We start from the raw sequence: 16,527 nt of genomic DNA on the forward strand, positions 1-16,527 counted from the left end.
CATGGGCGTTCGTATCGTCGCCACCGGGATCAGTCGCGCGAGCGACACCGCGAGCATCGTCGAGAACAGCGCGCGCGCCGCGCGAAAGAGTCTGGAGAAGGCCGGAATCGGGTCCGAGCGGGTCGGCGTCCTGATCAACGCGGGCATCTACCGCGACCACAACACCGTCGAGCCCGCGGTCGCCGCGCTCATCCAGAAGGCGGCGGGCATCGGCCTGGAATACGCCGAGCACGATCCGCGCACCTTCTCCTTCGATCTGCTGAACGGCGCGGTCGGAGTGCTCAACGCTGTCCAGGTCGCCACCGCCATCCTGGACACCGGTAGCGCCGAGCACGTTCTCGTGGTGAGCGGCGACACCCATCCCTCGCTCACCACCGCCACCGCCACCGCCGAATTCCCCTACGCCACCGTTGGCGCCGCGCTGCTGCTGGCGCGCGCCGATGATGCGGGCTTCGGCGCCGTGCACACCGCATCGGGCGCGGGTACGCCGGTCGTCGAGGCCTATGTGGACACCGCGACCATGGGCGCGGTCGGGCGCGGGCTCATGACCGTGGTGCGTGCACCGGACTTCGAACAGCGCCTGCTCGAGGTCGCGCTCGACGCCGCCCGCGCCGCCGTGGCCGAACTCGGGGACCTGACCGGGGTGGCGCTCATCGCGTCGACGCCGACACCGCAGTTCCCGAAACTGCTCGCCGACGCGCTCGGTCTCGACCAGGACGCGGTGCGCGATCACGAACTGCCCGAGGGTGATCCGCACACCGCCGCGCTGCCGCTGGCCTACCACCGCGCGGTCACCGCAGGCACGCTCACCGGGTTCGACCGGGTATTGTTCGTCGCGGCGGGCGCCGGGCCGTCGGCCGCCGCGGCGCTGTATCGCCTGCCGAGCGAAGGTTCCGCGTGAGCGCCGCACCCCATGGGCGCCCCGTCGCCGCACCCCATGGGCGCCCCGTCGCCGCACCCCATGGGCGCCCCGTCGCCGCACCCCATGGGCGCCCCGTCGCCGCGGGCTACTGGCGGCCCGTCGACCGGTTCCGCGACATCGCGCGCGCGGAACCGGATCGGGAGGCGGTGATCCACCCGGTCGGCGCCGATTCCGACGGGATGCCCGAATACCACCACGTCACCTACCGTGAACTCGACGCGTGGTCCGACACCGTGGCCGAGCGGCTCGCCGCGGCGGGCGTCGGCGCGGGGACCCGCACCATCGTGCTGGTGCTACCGAGTCCCGAGCTCTACGCCATCCTGTTCGGGCTGGTGAAGATCGGGGCGGTCCCGGTGGTCATCGATCCCGGCATGGGCGTGCGCAAGATGCTGCGCTGCCTGCGGGCGGTGCGCGCCGAGGCGTTCATCGGGATTCCGCAGGCGCACGCGCTGCGGGTGCTGTGGCGACGCGGGTTCGACGGGGTGCGCGTGCGGGTCACGGTGGGCAGGCGCTGGTTCTGGGGCGGCGACCGGCTCGTGGACTGGGGGCGAACCCCCTCGGCGCCGCCGCCCGATCGCGCGCCGGGCTCCGACGCGGATACCTTGGTCATCGGATTCACCACCGGCAGTACGGGTCCGGCCAAGGCCGTGGCGCTGACTCACGGCAATCTGGCCGCCATGGTCGAGCAGGTCGACGCGGCGCGCGGCCACGTGCCGCCCGACACCTCGCTGATCACGCTGCCGCTGGTCGGCATCCTGGATCTGCTGCTCGGGTCGAGGTGCGTACTGCCGCCGCTGATTCCGAGCAAGGTCGGCTCGACCGATCCGGCGCACGTGATCGACGCGGTGAACCGATTCGGGGTGCGGACCATGTTCGCCTCCCCCGCCCTGCTGATCCCGCTGCTGCGCCGACTGGAACGGCGGCCCGACGAGCTGAAGACGCTGCGCAGCATCTATTCCGGCGGCGCGCCGGTGCCCGACTGGTGCGTCGCCGGGCTGCGCGAGCAGCTCGCCGACGATGTCGAGATCTTCGCCGGATACGGCGCCACCGAGGCGCTTCCGGTGTCGACCATCGAGTCCCGCGAACTGTTCGCGGGCCTCGCCGAACGCGCTCACCACGGCGAGGGCACCTGCATCGGGCGCACCGCCGACCGGGTGCGGGCCCGTTTGGTGCCGATCACCGACGATCCGCTGCCGACCTGGGACTCGGTACGCGCCCGCGGTGATCTCGAAAGTACCCGTGGCATCGGTGAACTCGTGGTCTCCGGTCCCAATGTGAGCACCCACTACTTCTGGCCCGCCGGCGCCGACGCGGCGGGCAAGATCGTGGACGGCACGGTCGTCTGGCACCGCACCGGTGATCTCGCGTGGATCGACGAGCGGGAGCGGATCTGGTTCTGCGGGCGTAAGAGTCAGCGCGTGCGCACCGCGGCCGGGCCGATGTTCACGGTGCAGGTGGAGCAGATCTTCAATCCGGTGCCCGGCGTCGCGCGCACCGCGCTGGTCGGTGTCGGGCCGCGCGATGCGCAGCGGCCGGTCCTGTGCGTGGAACTCGACCCCGACGCCGATGCGCACGCGACCCTGCCGCGACTGCGGACCCGCGGTGCGCAGTACCCGCTGACCTCGGGGATCACGGATTTCCTCGTGCACCCCGGATTCCCGGTCGACATCCGGCACAACGCCAAGATCGGGCGCGAACAGCTCGCGCGGTGGGCCGAGCGCCGACTCGGGGGCGGGGCCCGATGACCGCGCGGGTTGTCGCGCTGCGCGCGATTCCGGTGCTCGGCTGGCTGTATCTCGGTGCGGGTGCGCTCGCCGCCGCGGCGGGCCGCGCACCGCTGGCCCGACTGCCGCGCGTGCTGTGGTGGGCGGATCTGTTCCTCAGCATCGTGGTGCACGCCGCCCAGATTCCGGCCGCGCTGCGGGCCGGGCGCGGATCGGATCGCACCGCGTTCGAAATCGCCGTGCTCACCCAGATATTCGGCCTGACGTACTGGGCGACCGAGGAGGTCCGAGGATGAAGGTCCTGGTCACCGGCGCCTCCGGGTTCCTGGGCGGCGCGCTGGTGCGTCGGCTGGTCGCCGAGGGGGCCTACGACGTATCGGTGCTGGTGCGGCCGACCAGCGACCTGTCCGACCTCGGCGGCGCCCGCGAGCGGGTCCGGCCCGTCTACGGCGATCTCGGCGACCCGGAGTCGCTGGTCGCGGCGACCCGCGGGGTCGAGGCGGTGTTCCATTCGGCCGCGCGGGTGGACGAGCGCGGGACGAAGGCGCAGTTCCAGCGGGAGAACGTGGACGCCACCGCGCGACTGCTGTCCTCGGCGCGCGAGCACGGCGCGCGGCGCTTCGTCTTCATCTCCAGTCCCAGCGCGCTGATGGACCGAGACGGCGGCGACCTGCTCGACGTGGACGAGTCGCTGCCCTATCCGCGCCGCTACCTGAACCTGTACTCGCGGACCAAGGCCGAGGCCGAACGCGCGGTGCTGGCCGCGAACTCCCCCGAATTCACCACCTGCGCTCTGCGTCCGCGCGCCATCTGGGGTGCGGGCGACCGGTCGGGGCCGATCGTGCGGCTGCTCGGCCGGACCGCGGCGGGCAGCCTGCCCGACCTGTCCTACGGGCGCGACATCTACGCGTCGCTGTGCCACGTGGACAATATCGTGGACGCCTGCGTGCAGGCGGCGGCGTCGGAATCCGTTGGCGGCAAGGCGTATTTCGTCGCCGACGCCGAACGCACCGACGTGTGGCGGTTCCTCGCGCAGGTCGCCGCCGACCTCGGCTACCCGCCGCCGACCCGGCGACCCGATCCGCGGGTGCTGGCCGCCGTCGTCGCCGTGGTCGAGGCGGTGTGGCGTATCCCGGCCGTCGCCGTCCGGTGGTCGCCGCCGCTGTCGCGCTACGCCGTCGCACTGATGACTCGCAGCGCCACCTACGACACCTCGGCTGCCACACGGGATTTCGGCTACCGGCCGATCATCGACCGGGCCACCGGACTCGCCGAGTTCCTGAGGTGGCTGGCCGATCAGGGCGGGATCGTCGAACTCACGAAGAACCTGCGCTGACCGGAGGCAGATATGGGCAACGACACCGTTTTTCGGCGCGCGATATCGCCGACCGAACGCATGTACCACCCGATGCGGCAGGTCGCGCCGCCGTTCCTCATGCAGTTGGCGCTGCCGGGCGACGGCGCGCTCGATCCGGCGCGGCTGCGGCACGCGGTCGAGGTCGCCTCCGCCGCCTCCCCCGGCGCGCGGCTCGTGCGCTCGGGCGCGCACTGGGTCGACAGTGGCCGCGCACCGAGAGTGATTGTTGTGCAAGGCCATACGCTGAGCCGAATCGACCTCGAGGCCGATCCGATCATCACCGCCCCTCTCGAACCGGACACCACCGTCGAGGTCATGCTGCTCACCGGCGATCCGGTCACCGTGGTGCTGCGGGTCTTCCACGGCGTCATGGACGGCATGGGCATGGTGCTGTGGATGCGCGACATCTTCCGGGTGCTGCGCGGGCACGACCCCGTTGGACATCCCGATCCGGTGGCGGATCGGGAACTGGTGCGCCGCCTCGGCGCACCGGGCCTGCCCGCGCTCATGGTCCCCCGCTTCCGCAGCGCGGTCGGCGCGGGTCGGCAGCGGACGGGCGCGCCGCGGCATCTGCTGCGGCGCCGGACCGTCGACGCGACCGTCAGCAATCCGGTGGCCAAGATCTCGGCGCTGCTCGCCGCGCGCACGGCGGGTACCACGCGCGTCATGATCCCGGTCGACCTGCGCCGCCACGATCCGGCGCTGCGCTCGACCGCGAATCTCGCGCTGCCGCTGTTCCTCGACATCCCGCCGGGCCTGGACTGGGTGGCGGTCAAGGAGCAGATGAAATCGGGGCTGCGCGGGCGGCACGAACTGAACCAGATGGCGGCCACCAGGCTCACCGACATTCCCGAATCGGCCAATCGCGTGCTGTTGCGCGCGCTCAACGGACTCGGTGCGCGGTTCGGACGGAATCTGGCCTCGGCCACCGTCTCCCACATGGGGCGTTTCGACCTCGACGAACTCGCCTGCCCCGAATTCCGGCCCACCTCGATATTCATGCTTCCGCAGCACAGCGTCGCCATGCCGCTGCTGTTCACGGTGCTCGAATCCGGTGGCCGCACCGAACTCGGGGTGTCGGTGCGCAACGGCGATGGCGTGCGAGCGCGACTCGACTCGCTGCTCGACCTGATCGCCGCGGAATTGGAGCAGGACGCCGCGCGACACGAGGCGACGGCATCCTCGGTCGGTCGCGGAACGGACGGCCCGTGACGGCCGTCCTCGCCCGCGCGGTCGTCACCCGGCCCGGGATCGTCCTCGCCGTCGTCACCGGAATCATGCTGCTGCTCGGGCTGTTCGGCGCCGATGTCACCGAACGGGTCAGCGCGGCAGGCTTCACCGACCCGCACAGCGAGTCGGCCGATGTGGACCGGCTCGTCGAAAAGTATTTCGGCGCGCAGACGCCCGACGTCGTCGCTCTCTACACCGCCCCCGACGGCGCCACGCTCGAAGACATCGGCCCGCGCGTCGCCGAAGCCGTCGCCCGCGTCGATCCGGCGCTGCTGCAACGACCCGTCGAAACCTATTGGAACAGCGGCCCCCTGCGTGATCGCTACCTGCGCTCTCCAGACGGACGCACGGCCGTCGCCGCCGTCTTCGCCGCGGGTGACGCCGATCAGCGCATCGCCGCCTACCCTCCGCTCGAAGCCGCGCTGCGCGTCCCCGGCGTCGACACCGAATTCTCCGGCTACAGCGCGGTATCCACCGAGATCACCCGCCAGTCCCAGCACGATCTGGTTCGGGCCGAATCGATTTCGCTGCCGCTGACCCTGATCGTGCTCGTCGTGGTGTTCGGCGGCATCGCCGCGGCCGCGCTGCCCGTCGCGGTCGGCGCGCTCGCGGTGCTCGGCGCGCTCGGCGCGTTGCGGCTGCTCACCGAATTCACCTCGGTCAGCACCTTCGCGGTCAATATCGCCTCCCTGCTCGGACTCGGCATGGCGATCGACTACGGGCTGTTCCTGGTCAACCGATTCCGCGAGGAGTACCGGGCGAGCGGCGACGTGCCCGCGGCGGTCACCAGGACCATGTTCAGCGCGGGCCGCACCGTCGCGTTCTCCGCGCTGCTGCTGATCTGCGCGTTCGCGGGCACTTACGTCTATCCGCAGGCGGTGCTGCGTTCCCTCGGCTTCGGCGCGGTGGTCGCGGTGGCGCTGGCGGCGCTGCTGTCGCTGACGGTGCTGCCCGCCCTGCTCGTGCTGTTCGGTGCGCGCATCGGACGCGCGCGGACATCGACGGGCACCGAACGCTTCTGGGATCGCGTGGTGACGGCCGTGCTGCGCCGCCCAGGCATCGTCACCGTCGCGGTCGCCGCGATACTGCTCGCGCTGGCCACTCCGCTGCTCGGCATCCGGCTCGGCGACATCGACCACCGTGCGCTGCCCGCCGACAATCCCATGCGGCAGACCGTGGAGCGGCTCACCACCGACTTCCCCGCCGCGAGCAGCGGGGTCACCGCGGTGCTGCGCGGCGAGGACGGCACGCCGCCGCAGGCCGCCGCCCTCGCCAGGACCCTCGACGCCGTCGGCGCCGTCGCAGGCGTGGACGAGGTCGTGCAGGTGGGGCGCGCCGACGACATCGTCGTCCTGCACGCCTTCCTCAGCGCCACCGACCGCAGCGAAGCCGCGGGGCGGATCGTGCGCGACATCCGGGCGCTCGACCCGCCCGAGGGAACCGCCATCGCCGTCGGCGGCGACACCGCGGCGACCCTGGACAGCGTGGACTCCATCGTGGACCGGATGCCGCTCATGATCCTGACCATGGTGACCGCGACCGTCCTGCTGCTGTCCGCGGCGTTCCGCTCCATCGTCCTGCCGCTCAAGGCCGTCGCCATGGCCTTCCTCAGCCTCGCCGCGACCTTCGGCGTGCTCACCTGGATCTTCTCCGACGGCCACCTGGCGGGCGCGCTCGGCGTGAGCGCGGGCCCGATCGCGGCGGGCATGCTCGTGCTCATCGTCGCCGTGGTCTTCGGACTGTCCACCGACTACGAGGTGTTCCTGCTCTCGCGCATGGTCGAAGCCCACGACGCGGGCGCCGACACCGCCGAAGCCGTCCGGCTCGGCACCGTGCGCACCGCCCGCGTCATCACCGCCGCCGCGATCCTGCTCGTCCTCGTCACCGGCGCCTTCACCCTGTCACCGCTCACCCCCATGCGATTCCTCGGTCTCGGCATGATCGTCGCCCTCGTGGTCGACGCCACCCTGGTCCGCATGCTGCTCGTACCCGCCCTGGTCCAGCTCATGGGCCCGGCGAACTGGTGGAAACCGGTCCGCCGCACCGCCATCGCGTCCCCCGAACGCGAGACCGCCGAGACCGCCCCGGCCCCGCGCTGAGACACCGCCTCCCGCGACATATCCGGACACATCTGTGATTCGATGGAACCGGAGTCAGGGCGGGTGCGTCTCAATGGGCAAGCGCTACTAGTGGAAGGGGGGCGACCGGATGGCCGAGGAGACCCTGTTCGGGGCGTTCGTCGAGGACGCGAAGTCGGGGGCGCTGCGGGTCCGTATGGAACCGCAGGTGTTCGTCGACATCGACAAGGCATGCCAGGATCTGATCCTCGAATTGTCCCTGGCGCAGAACGATGCCAGAGCGCTCGGGGAGCGATCGGTGTGGGGACTCGGCGAGACGAACCCGCGCCTGTGGTCCGCACTGGAACTGGTGACGTTCTTCCGGGAGAAGGCATTCGGCGGCCCCAACAACGCCTACGACACCTTCGGCGAGTACATCGCGGCCACCCAGCAGTTGCAGTCGCTGTTCGCCACGATCCGCGAGACCTACGAGCGCACCGACGAGAACTTCGCGCGTCGACTCCGGGAGATCCGGGTATGAACCGGGCGCGTCTGGCCGGAATCGCCATGTCGGCGGGGGTTCTCGCGGCGGTGTCGTCCCTCGCCGCCTGCGGCGAGGACGGCAACGCAACTCCGACGGCCACCTCCGCGCCCGCCACGTCCGCGACGAGCGCTGCGGCCACGTCGAGCTCCGGCGGCGCGAGCGGGACCGCGGCATTCGATCCGTGCACCTCGATCACATCGCAGTTCCTGGCCGAGCATCAATGGAACGGCCGTGCGCCGCAACCTCGGCAGGACACCGAAGGGCCGTCCACCTGGAAGGGCTGCGTATTCGCCACCGCGAGCGCGTACACCTTCCGGGTCCAGACCACCAACGGCACACTCGCGCAGGTCCGCGAGAAGTTCCCCGCCGCCCTCGCCACCACCGTCCAGGGACGAAGGGCTTTGCGCTATCAGGCCCGTCCGGATGTCCCCGGCGGCTGCACGATCAATGTCGAGATGGCTTCCGGCTCCCTCTACATCCTCGTCGACGACCCGCGCGGAGCGCACCCGCGCAAACTGTCCCCGTGTGACAACGTCACCGAGATCGCCGAAGCCGTTGTGCCGCTGCTGCCCTCGGGGAGCTGAACTGCGCGACGGGCCACCGCCTTCGATGTCACCGGAGTGGCCGAGGTCGTAGTCACATAGCTCCCGCCGCGCCGGTCGAGACAGTTGGAAAGCTCGGCACACAGTCCGCCCGATCGCACAGTCCGCAGGGACGGCGGGCCGTCGCCGAACGGCCTACCGGCGCACCCGCACCGGCACCGACGCCCACCCCGCGACGCTGGTCTCGCGCGACCGCGTCAAACCAGCGCGATCCACTTCGAATTCGGGCATGAAATCGAGCAGCGCGTTGAGCGCGACGCGCCCTTCCAGGCGGGCGAGCGCGGCACCGAGGCAACTGTGGATCCCGTATCCGAAACCGAGGTTGTGCCCGCCGAAGGGCCGGGTGATGTCGAAGCGGTCGGCGTCGCGGAACGCGCGTTCGTCGCGATTGGCCGAGGCCAGCAACATCAGGACGGCGCTGCCGGCGGGGATGGTCCGGTCGTGCAGGTGAACCTCGCGCATGGTGTAGCGCAGGTCGTACTGCACCGGTCCTTCGTAGCGCAGCAGTTCCTCGAAGGCGTTGGGCACCTTGGCGCGGTCCTCGCGCAGCGCGCGCCACTGGTCGGGGTGGTCGGCGAAGACCACCGCGGCGCTCGCCATGAGCTTGGCCACGGTCTCCGCGCCCGCGCCCGCGAGAAGTGAGGCGAAGCCGAGGATCTCGTGATCGGTGAGCGCGGTGACGGCGCCGTCCTCGCGTTCGACCTCGACCTGGATCAGCCGCGAGATCATGTCCTCGCCAGGACGCGCACGACGCTCGGCGATGAGCTGATGATAGAACCGAACGGTGGCCTCTACCGCTTGTCGCGCCTCCGGTGTCGGCCCTCCGCCTTCGGATCGTTCCATCGGTGCGGCGTGCCATTGACGCAGTTGCTGTCGGTATTCGGGCGCGACGCCGAGCATGGTGGTGATGACCTCGATCGGGAACAGCGTGGAGAAGTCGGCGAACAGGTCGAATTCGTTCGGGTCCACCCGCCCGAGGAAGTCGTGGACGATGTCGTGGACCATCGTCTCGAGTTCGGAGATGGCGCGCGGGGTGAACACCTTGCTGACCAGTTTGCGCATGCGGGTGTGGGCGGGCGGGTCCATCATGATGATCATGGGCATGGTCGTCCGCGGCGGGTTCGGGTCGAGGACCATGTCGAGGGTCACCCCTCGGGCCGAGGAGTAGGTCTGGAAGTCCTTCATGCCGGGTGTCACGTCGTGGTAGCGCGACAGCGCCCAGAATCCGTAGGTCGGGTTGTGGTAGACGGGCTGTTCGTCGCGCAGGCGCCGGTAGATCGGGTAGGGGTCGGCGAAGAAGGTCTCCGAATACGGGTCGAACTCGATAGCGTCGTCGGAGGTGATGGTGTGGGTCATCGGTATCTCTTCACTGCTGGCAGCGGCGCCGGCCGGTCAGTCGGCATTACAGAAGTTACAGAATTCGTAAAGGTTGTAAAGTGAGAACAGGACACGAGGCGCAATCCGACACCTCGACGCGCGCCCGGATTCTGGACGCGACCCACGAAGTGCTCGCTCGCAAGGGGCGCAGCAAACTCAATCTGTCCGATGTGGCAACCGCCGCGAAAATCTCCCGGCCCACGCTGTATAGGTTCTTCTCCTCCAAGGAGAGCCTGCTTGCCGCTTTCGCCGGCTATGAGCAGGCGAAGATCGTGGCCGCGCTCGACGCGGCGACAGAGGGCTTGACAGGTCAGGCGCGACTGGACGCGGTGCTCAACTACATCGTCCGCCTACAAGCCCAAGGCACCTACTCGCTGAGCCGCTTGGTCGAGGTCGAACCCGACTACGTCCTCGACGAGGTGGCGCGGGTGCTGCCGATCATGCGCCGGTTCATCGGCAAACTGCTCGAAGGCGACGACATCGAGGTCAAGTCGGCGACCATCGTGCGACTCGCGGTGTCGCACTACCTGATCGGCGGCGACGACAAGGACACCTTCCTCGCGCAGCTACGCCACGCCGCCGGGATCCACCCGGTCGACGGGGCGTGAAGCCGGTCAGGAACCGTCGAACGCCTCGAGAATCCGCTCCGCCGCCAGCGCCGCGGTGAGGCTGCCATCGCGCACCTGCGCCTCGACCCCCGCGCGCAGCGACCGCACCCGGGGATTCTCCGCCAGCCTGCGCAGCAGTTGGTCGTTGACCATGGTCCAGGTCCAGTCGACCTGCTGGCGACGGCGCTTCTCGTCGAATTCGCCCGCGTCGGTGAGCACCCTGCGGTGTTCGAGCACGGTATCCCAGAACGTGTCGAGGCCGAGGCCCTCCAGACCGCTCATGGTGAGCACCGGCGGACGCCACAGCGCGTCGTGCGGGTGGATCAGGCGCAGCGCGCCCGCGAGTTCCCGCGCGGCGGCCTTGGCCTCGATCTCGTGCCTGCCGTCGGCCTTGTTGACCGCGACCAGGTCGGCGAGTTCGAGCACGCCTTTCTTGATGCCCTGCAACTGGTCTCCGGTGCGGGCCAGCGTCAGGAAGCAGAACACGTCGACCATATTGGCGACGGTGACCTCGGACTGCCCGACGCCGACGGTCTCCACCAGGATCACGTCGTAGCCAGCGGCCTCGAGCAGCACGATGGTCTCGCGGGTCGCCTTGGCGACGCCGCCGAGGGTGCCCGCCGTCGGCGAGGGCCGGATGAAAGCGTCCGGTTCCAGCGACAGCCTGGCCATCCGGGTCTTGTCGCCGAGGATCGACCCGCCGGTGCGGGTCGAGGACGGGTCGACGGCCAGCACCGCGACCCGGTGCCCGGCGGCGATCAGGTGCATGCCGAGCGCGTCGATGAAGGTGGACTTGCCGACACCGGGGACGCCGGTGATCCCGACCCGGTTCGACACCGAGACCGTCGCCGAATCACCTTGCTGCGGTGTGAGTTCCAGCAACAGCCGCTGCGCGAGATCGCGATGGTCGGCCCTGGTCGACTCGACCAGGGTGATCGCGCGGGCCAAGGCGGCCCGGTCACCGGACCGGACCGCCGCGGCGAGCGCGTCGACATCGATGGCGCGCCGCGTGGCCGCCCGTTGCGGGGCGGCCGAACCTGCCTCGCTCATTCGGCGGCGGCGGCTTCGCTGCCGTGGCCGAGTGCGGCGGCGAGCTTGTTCAGCAGGTCGATCGCCGCGTCGGCGATCACGGTGCCGGGCGGGAAGATCGCCGCCGCGCCCGCCGCGTACAGCTCGTCGAAGTCACCGGGCGGGATGACGCCGCCGACGATGACCATGATGTCGGGACGCCCGACATCGGCCAGTGCCTGCCGCAAGGCGGGCACCAGCGTGAGGTGGCCCGCCGCCAGCGAGGACACGCCGACGACGTGCACGTCGTTGTCGGCCGCCTGCCGCGCCACCTCTTCGGGGGTCTGGAACAGCGGGCCCACGTCGACGTCGAAGCCGAGATCGGCGAAGGCCGTTGCGATCACCTTCTGGCCTCGGTCGTGTCCGTCCTGGCCCATCTTGGCGACGAGAATGCGCGGACGGCGGCCTTCGGCCTCGGCGAACTCCTCGACCAGCCCGCTCGCGGCGGTGATGTTGGTGACCTTGCCTGCCTCGTCGCGGTACACACCCGACAGGGTACGGATCTCGGCCTGATGCCTGCCGTAGACCTTCTCGAGTGCGTCGGAGATCTCACCGACGGTGGCCTTGGCGCGCGCGGCGTCGATGGCGAGGGCGAGCAGGTTGTTGCCCATGCCGCCCTCGGAAGAGGCCGCGGCGCGGGTCAATTCGCGCAGCGCGCGCTCGACCTCGGCCGGGTCGCGGTCCTCGCGCAGCCGTCGCAGCTTCTCGATCTGCTCGGCGCGCACCCGTGAGTTCTCGACCTTGAGGACCTCGACCTGCTGATCCTCTTCGACCTGGTACTTGTTGACGCCGATCACCGGCTGCTGCCCGGTGTCGATGCGCGCCTGGGTGCGGGCCGCGGCCTCCTCGATGCGCAGCTTCGGGATGCCCTCGCCGATGGCCTGGGCCATGCCGCCGTGCGCTTCCACCTCGGCGATGTGCGCGCGGGCGCGATCGGCGAGCTGGTGGGTGAGCCATTCGACGTAGTAGGAGCCGCCCCACGGGTCGATCGGCCGGGTGGTGTTGGACTCCTGCTGGATGAGCAGCTGGGTGTTGCGGGCGATGCGCGCGGAGAAGTCGGTGGGCAGCGCCAGCGCTTCGTCGAGTGCGTTGGTGTGCAGCGACTGGGTGTGGCCCTGGGTGGCGGCCATCGCCTCGATGCAGGTCCGCGCCACATTGTTGTAGGCGTCCTGCGCGGTCAGCGACCAGCCCGAGGTCTGCGAATGGGTGCGCAGCGACAGCGATTTCGCGCTCTTGGGGTTGAACCCCGCGACGAGTTCGCTCCAGAGCAGCCGTCCCGCCCGCAGTTTCGCGACCTCCATGAAGAAGTTCATGCCGATCGCCCAGAAGAACGACAGGCGCGGCGCGAACTTGTCGACCTCCATGCCCGCGTCGATGCCCGCGCGGATGTACTCCACGCCGTCGGCGAGGGTGTAGGCGAGCTCGAGGTCGGCGGTCGCGCCCGCTTCCTGGATGTGGTAGCCGGAGATGGAGATCGAGTTGAACTTCGGCATCTTCGCACTGGTGTAGGCGAAGATGTCGGAGATGATCCGCATGGAGGGCTTGGGCGGGTAGATGTAGGTGTTGCGGACCATGAACTCTTTCAGAATGTCGTTCTGAATGGTTCCGGCCAGCTGTTCGGGCGCGACGCCCTGCTCCTCGGCGGCCACCACGTAGAGCGCGAGGATCGGCAGCACCGCGCCGTTCATGGTCATCGACACCGAGACCTGGTCCAGCGGAATGTGATCGAAGAGCTGGCGCATGTCGAGGATGGAGTCGATCGCCACGCCTGCCATGCCGACGTCGCCCTGGACGCGGGGATGGTCGGAGTCGTAACCGCGGTGCGTGGCCAGGTCGAAGGCGACCGAAAGACCCTTCTGGCCCGCCTGCAGATTGCGGCGGTAGAAGGCGTTGGAGTCGGCGGCGGTGGAGAAGCCCGCGTACTGGCGGATGGTCCACGGCTGGTTCACGTACATGGTCGGGTACGGGCCGCGCAGGAACGGCGCGACACCCGGCACGCTGTCGAGCGGATAGCCCTGCGCGACCACGGCGTCGCGATCGGCCTCGGTGAACACCGGCGGCACGTCGATGCCCTCGGGTGTGACCCAGATCAGTTGCTCGGGAGCGTAATTGGTGGCGGCGGCAGCCTCGGCGACGAAGGCCGCCTTGCCCGCGGCGTCCACCGCGGCCGGTTCCGGTGCCCGCTCGTGCAGCGGCACCTCGGCGAAACTGCCGATCACATGGTCGACTTCGCGCGTGGTCATCAGGCTCCCACCTTCTCCAGCAGGTCCGACAGCGCCGCGACCGCGTCGATCTTCGCGGCGAGATATCCGTCCGGGCGCTGTGTCCCGGCCGACTCGGCGACGGCCGCGGCGGCGCCCGCCAGCAGTACCGTCTCGATGCCCGCCGCCCGCAGCGCGGCGACGGCCGCGCCCGCTTCGGCGCCGTAGCGCTTGTCCGAACCGCACAGCACCGCGATCGAGGCGCCCGCCTCGGTGACGGCGGCGGCGATCCCTTCGGCGGTGAGCGGTCCCGGATTCACCGCTTCGATTCCGCCGGAGGCAAGCAGGTTCGCGATGAAGGTGACCCGCACATTGTGTTCGGCCACCGTGCCCAGCGGCACCAGCAGCGCCTTCGGCCTGCTCCCCCGCTCGGCGAGGTAGGCGTCGGAGCGGTCGCGCAGCGCCTCGAAGGCCGCGCCGTAGCGGGTCGTCAGGCCTGCCGCGCGGGCCGCCTCCGACAGCGGCTTCTCGGCCAGATTCGGGAATTCGTTGACGCCGGTGACCGCGAAACGGCGATGCGCGACGTCGGCGTCGCGCGCCGCCCTTGTCTCCTCGATCCGCGCGGCGAGCAGCCCGGATTCGAGTGCGGCGGTGTAGCCGCCCTCGGCCTCGAGTTCGCGCATGAAGGTCCACGCGGTGCCCGCGAGCGCCGAGGTGAGTTCCTCCACGTACCAGGAACCGGCTCCCGGGTCGCGCACGTGGCCCAGACGCGATTCCTCGAGCAGCAGCAGCTGGGTGTTGCGGGCCATGCGGTCGGCGAAGGACTTCGACACGCCGAGTTCGCCCGCGGGCAGCGCGACGTCGAAGGGCAGCACGGTGACGGTGTCCGCGCCGCCGACGCCCGCGCCGAAGGCCGCGAGCGTGGTGCGCAACATGTTCACCCACGGGTCGCGCTGGGTCATCATCGCCGCCGAGGTCACCGCGTGCTGGGGCGCGTCGCCGAAGTCGGGCGCGCCGCACACCTGCGCGACCCTGGCCCAGAGTTGGCGGGCCGCGCGGAATTTGGCGATGGTCGCGAACTGGTCGTCGGTGGCGGCGAAGCGGAATTCGACCTGGCCGAGCACGTCGGCGATGTCACGTCCGTCCGCGAGGGCGCGCAGGTATTCGAGTCCGGCGGCCACCGCGGCGCCGAGTTCCTGCGCGTCGGAGGCGCCCGCGTCGTGGAAGACGGTGCCGTCCACGGTGATCGCGCGCACCGTCTCCGGGCGGGCGATGGCGGCGTCGGCCAGTGCGAGCGCGCCGGGCAGATCGATGTCGGCGCGTCCGGCGAAGCGGCTGGTCAGCGGTGCGGCGCCGAGGGCGACGGCGATCGCGGACCGATCGGGCGCCGAATATCCGTCGAGCACGCCGTATACCGCTTCGGCGGCTTCGGCGGCCGAGACCCCAGCGCTCAGGGTCAGCGGTGCGAGTTCGAAGAAGAGACCGGTCAGCGCGGCGGGCAGCTGCGCGGGCGGGAGGGCGCCGTCGCCGACGGTGAGCCATACGGCGCTGTGCCCGTTCTCGAGCCCCGCCAGGATCTCCCGGTTGGCCGCGGCGCCGTCGGCGGCGGTGACGGGGGCCGTCACGTACCAGCCGCGGTGCACGTCGCGGGTGGCGTCCCTGCCGCGGACGAACGGGAACGCGCCGGGCAGTGGTTGCTCGGGCAACTCGTCGCGTCGGGTGTACAGGGGAGCCACGGTCAGACCGTCGTAGGTCGTCTCCGCGAGTAGGTGCTCCGGTTCCTCCGGCAGTTCGGCGATATCGACCCGACGGGCCTTCGCCAGCACGCCGGCCACTCCTTTACGCCAAGCGGCGTACTCAGGCACCGGCGCCGAGGCCGGATCTGAAGCAATCGGCACTGCTTTCCCTCTTCCACTCGAGCCGGGCGCGCCGTTCCGCACGCTTCCCGCAAACCACAGCGTTCGCCCAGCTCAGCGAGCACTTCAGTTAACGAGTATTCGTCTCGTTTCCTCTGATGCTAGCGGCAGCGCGGATGATGGTTGACGTCGGCAGCCAATACCAACCGGTAACCTGACGCGCGTGACCCGGCTCATCCGCAACTGGCGTATCGTCGCGCTACTTCTCGGCGTCGGCATCGTTTTCGTCGCGGCGGTGCTGCTACCCCTGCCGAGTCCGCGCCAGATCCAGGACTGGGCGGATTCGGTCGGCCCGTGGCTACCGATCGTCTTCTTCGGCGTCTACACCCTTGCGGCCACCGCGCCCATTCCGCGCACCGTGCTCACCATCAGTTGCGGCATCCTGTTCGGCCCGATTCTCGGTAGCGTCGTCGCCCTCGCCGCGACCACCGCCGCGGCCGCACTGGCACTGTTGCTGGTGCGCGCCATCGACCGCGATCGGGTCGCCTCGCATCTGCGGCATCCCGCGGTGCGCGCCATCGACGAGCGACTGGAGCGACGCGGCTGGCTCGCGGTCGGTTCGCTGCGCCTGATCTCCTTCGCACCGTTCTCGATCGTCAACTACTGCTGCGGTCTGTCGTCGGTGCGCTTCTGGCCCTATCTGATCGCTTCCCTGGCCGGTTCGCTGCCGGGCACGGTCGCGACCGTGATCCTCGCCGACGCACTAACCGGCGGCACCCATCCGGCCATGCTCGCGATCTCGCTGTGCTGCATCACGGTCGGACTGGTCGGTCTCGTGGTCGACGCGCGCTGGACCGACGCACAGCAGGCCGCCGCGGCGGCGGACGAATCGTCGGCGAGCGAGAGCGTGACCCCCGCACGCGCCGTCGACCGTCTCTGAACGGAATCGCCGCCACATCCCCGACCGCACGGAAATCCCGC

Annotated in this window: 14 protein-coding genes; 10 read left to right on the top strand and 4 right to left on the bottom strand. The window is 70.2% G+C overall.

Going from position 1 to position 16,527, the window contains the following annotated elements:
• The first annotated feature begins 1 nt into the window (after position 1).
• The 8 genes from IT779_RS00605 (at position 2) to IT779_RS00640 (ending at position 8,418) form a co-directional block, all read left to right on the top strand.
• Positions 2 to 901, top strand: coding sequence for a hypothetical protein (locus IT779_RS00605; RefSeq protein WP_196147151.1), 900 nt, complete (start codon positions 2 to 4; stop codon positions 899 to 901).
• Entirely contained in the window at positions 898 to 2,667 is a 1,770-nt protein-coding gene (locus tag IT779_RS00610; RefSeq protein ID WP_196147152.1) for a fatty acid CoA ligase family protein, read from the top strand. The genes IT779_RS00605 and IT779_RS00610 overlap by 4 nt, the downstream gene beginning before the upstream one ends.
• The gene (locus IT779_RS00615; protein ID WP_196147153.1) at positions 2,664 to 2,942 is read left to right on the top strand and encodes a hypothetical protein; all 279 of its coding nucleotides are present in this window, start codon (positions 2,664 to 2,666) and stop codon (positions 2,940 to 2,942) included. Before IT779_RS00610 ends, IT779_RS00615 begins: the two co-directional genes overlap by 4 nt.
• On the top strand, positions 2,939 to 3,982 hold the full coding sequence (locus IT779_RS00620) for an NAD-dependent epimerase/dehydratase family protein (RefSeq protein ID WP_196147154.1): 1,044 nt from the start codon (positions 2,939 to 2,941) through the stop codon (positions 3,980 to 3,982). The genes IT779_RS00615 and IT779_RS00620 overlap by 4 nt, the downstream gene beginning before the upstream one ends.
• Before the next feature lie 12 nt (positions 3,983 to 3,994).
• A complete protein-coding gene (locus tag IT779_RS00625; protein ID WP_196147155.1) occupies positions 3,995 to 5,215 on the top strand; it encodes a peptide synthetase in 1,221 nt (406 codons plus the stop codon).
• Positions 5,212 to 7,332 carry an MMPL family transporter gene (locus IT779_RS00630; RefSeq protein WP_332838593.1) on the top strand — a complete coding sequence of 707 codons (2,121 nt, stop codon included), beginning with the start codon at positions 5,212 to 5,214 and terminating at the stop codon, positions 7,330 to 7,332. The genes IT779_RS00625 and IT779_RS00630 overlap by 4 nt, the downstream gene beginning before the upstream one ends.
• A 109-nt stretch (positions 7,333 to 7,441) precedes the next feature.
• Positions 7,442 to 7,831, top strand: a complete 390-nt coding sequence (locus IT779_RS00635; RefSeq protein WP_196147156.1) for a hypothetical protein — start codon at positions 7,442 to 7,444, stop codon at positions 7,829 to 7,831.
• Complete coding sequence (locus tag IT779_RS00640) at positions 7,828 to 8,418, top strand: DUF3558 domain-containing protein (protein ID WP_232541336.1); 591 nt, start codon at positions 7,828 to 7,830, stop codon at positions 8,416 to 8,418. The genes IT779_RS00635 and IT779_RS00640 overlap by 4 nt, the downstream gene beginning before the upstream one ends.
• A gap of 153 nt (positions 8,419 to 8,571) precedes the next feature.
• Here the strand turns inward: IT779_RS00640 and IT779_RS00645 are convergent, their stop codons facing one another.
• Positions 8,572 to 9,792: a cytochrome P450 gene (locus tag IT779_RS00645; RefSeq protein WP_196147157.1), complete on the bottom strand. Its 1,221-nt coding sequence runs from the start codon at positions 9,790 to 9,792 to the stop codon at positions 8,572 to 8,574.
• An 80-nt stretch (positions 9,793 to 9,872) separates the two neighbouring features.
• On the opposite strand from IT779_RS00645, the gene IT779_RS00650 reads away from it, so the two are divergent.
• A complete protein-coding gene (locus IT779_RS00650; RefSeq protein WP_196147158.1) occupies positions 9,873 to 10,421 on the top strand; it encodes a TetR/AcrR family transcriptional regulator in 549 nt (182 codons plus the stop codon).
• A 6-nt stretch (positions 10,422 to 10,427) separates the two neighbouring features.
• On the opposite strand, the gene meaB is transcribed toward IT779_RS00650, so the two are convergent.
• From meaB to IT779_RS00665, 3 genes are read right to left on the bottom strand one after another with little or no spacing between them, the layout of a single operon-like run.
• A complete protein-coding gene (gene meaB, locus IT779_RS00655) occupies positions 10,428 to 11,471 on the bottom strand; it encodes a methylmalonyl Co-A mutase-associated GTPase MeaB (RefSeq protein WP_196147159.1) in 1,044 nt (347 codons plus the stop codon).
• The gene (gene scpA, locus IT779_RS00660; protein WP_196147160.1) at positions 11,468 to 13,732 is read right to left on the bottom strand and encodes a methylmalonyl-CoA mutase; all 2,265 of its coding nucleotides are present in this window, start codon (positions 13,730 to 13,732) and stop codon (positions 11,468 to 11,470) included. The genes meaB and scpA overlap by 4 nt, the downstream gene beginning before the upstream one ends.
• Complete coding sequence (locus IT779_RS00665) at positions 13,732 to 15,588, bottom strand: methylmalonyl-CoA mutase family protein (RefSeq protein WP_196147161.1); 1,857 nt, start codon at positions 15,586 to 15,588, stop codon at positions 13,732 to 13,734. Before IT779_RS00665 ends, scpA begins: the two co-directional genes overlap by 1 nt.
• A gap of 181 nt (positions 15,589 to 15,769) precedes the next feature.
• On the opposite strand from IT779_RS00665, the gene IT779_RS00670 reads away from it, so the two are divergent.
• Complete coding sequence (locus IT779_RS00670) at positions 15,770 to 16,486, top strand: TVP38/TMEM64 family protein (protein WP_196147162.1); 717 nt, start codon at positions 15,770 to 15,772, stop codon at positions 16,484 to 16,486.
• The last annotated feature ends 41 nt before the right edge of the window (positions 16,487 to 16,527 follow it).

The sequence above is a fragment of the Nocardia bovistercoris genome, from assembly GCF_015674855.1.
GTDB lineage: Bacteria > Actinomycetota > Actinomycetes > Mycobacteriales > Mycobacteriaceae > Nocardia > Nocardia bovistercoris.

Bases quoted from the DNA above. Each gene is read 5' to 3' on its own strand.
- IT779_RS00605 (WP_196147151.1), top strand. From the start codon at position 2: ATGGGCGTTCGTATCGTCGCCACCGGGATCAGTCGCGCGAGCGACACC.
- IT779_RS00615 (WP_196147153.1), top strand. From the start codon at position 2,664: ATGACCGCGCGGGTTGTCGCGCTGCGCGCGATTCCGGTGCTCGGCTGG.
- IT779_RS00620 (WP_196147154.1), top strand. From the start codon at position 2,939: ATGAAGGTCCTGGTCACCGGCGCCTCCGGGTTCCTGGGCGGCGCGCTG.
- IT779_RS00625 (WP_196147155.1), top strand. From the start codon at position 3,995: ATGGGCAACGACACCGTTTTTCGGCGCGCGATATCGCCGACCGAACGC.
- IT779_RS00635 (WP_196147156.1), top strand. From the start codon at position 7,442: ATGGCCGAGGAGACCCTGTTCGGGGCGTTCGTCGAGGACGCGAAGTCG.
- IT779_RS00640 (WP_232541336.1), top strand. From the start codon at position 7,828: ATGAACCGGGCGCGTCTGGCCGGAATCGCCATGTCGGCGGGGGTTCTC.
- IT779_RS00645 (WP_196147157.1), bottom strand. From the start codon at position 9,792: ATGACCCACACCATCACCTCCGACGACGCTATCGAGTTCGACCCGTAT.
- meaB (WP_196147159.1), bottom strand. From the start codon at position 11,471: ATGAGCGAGGCAGGTTCGGCCGCCCCGCAACGGGCGGCCACGCGGCGC.
- scpA (WP_196147160.1), bottom strand. From the start codon at position 13,732: ATGACCACGCGCGAAGTCGACCATGTGATCGGCAGTTTCGCCGAGGTG.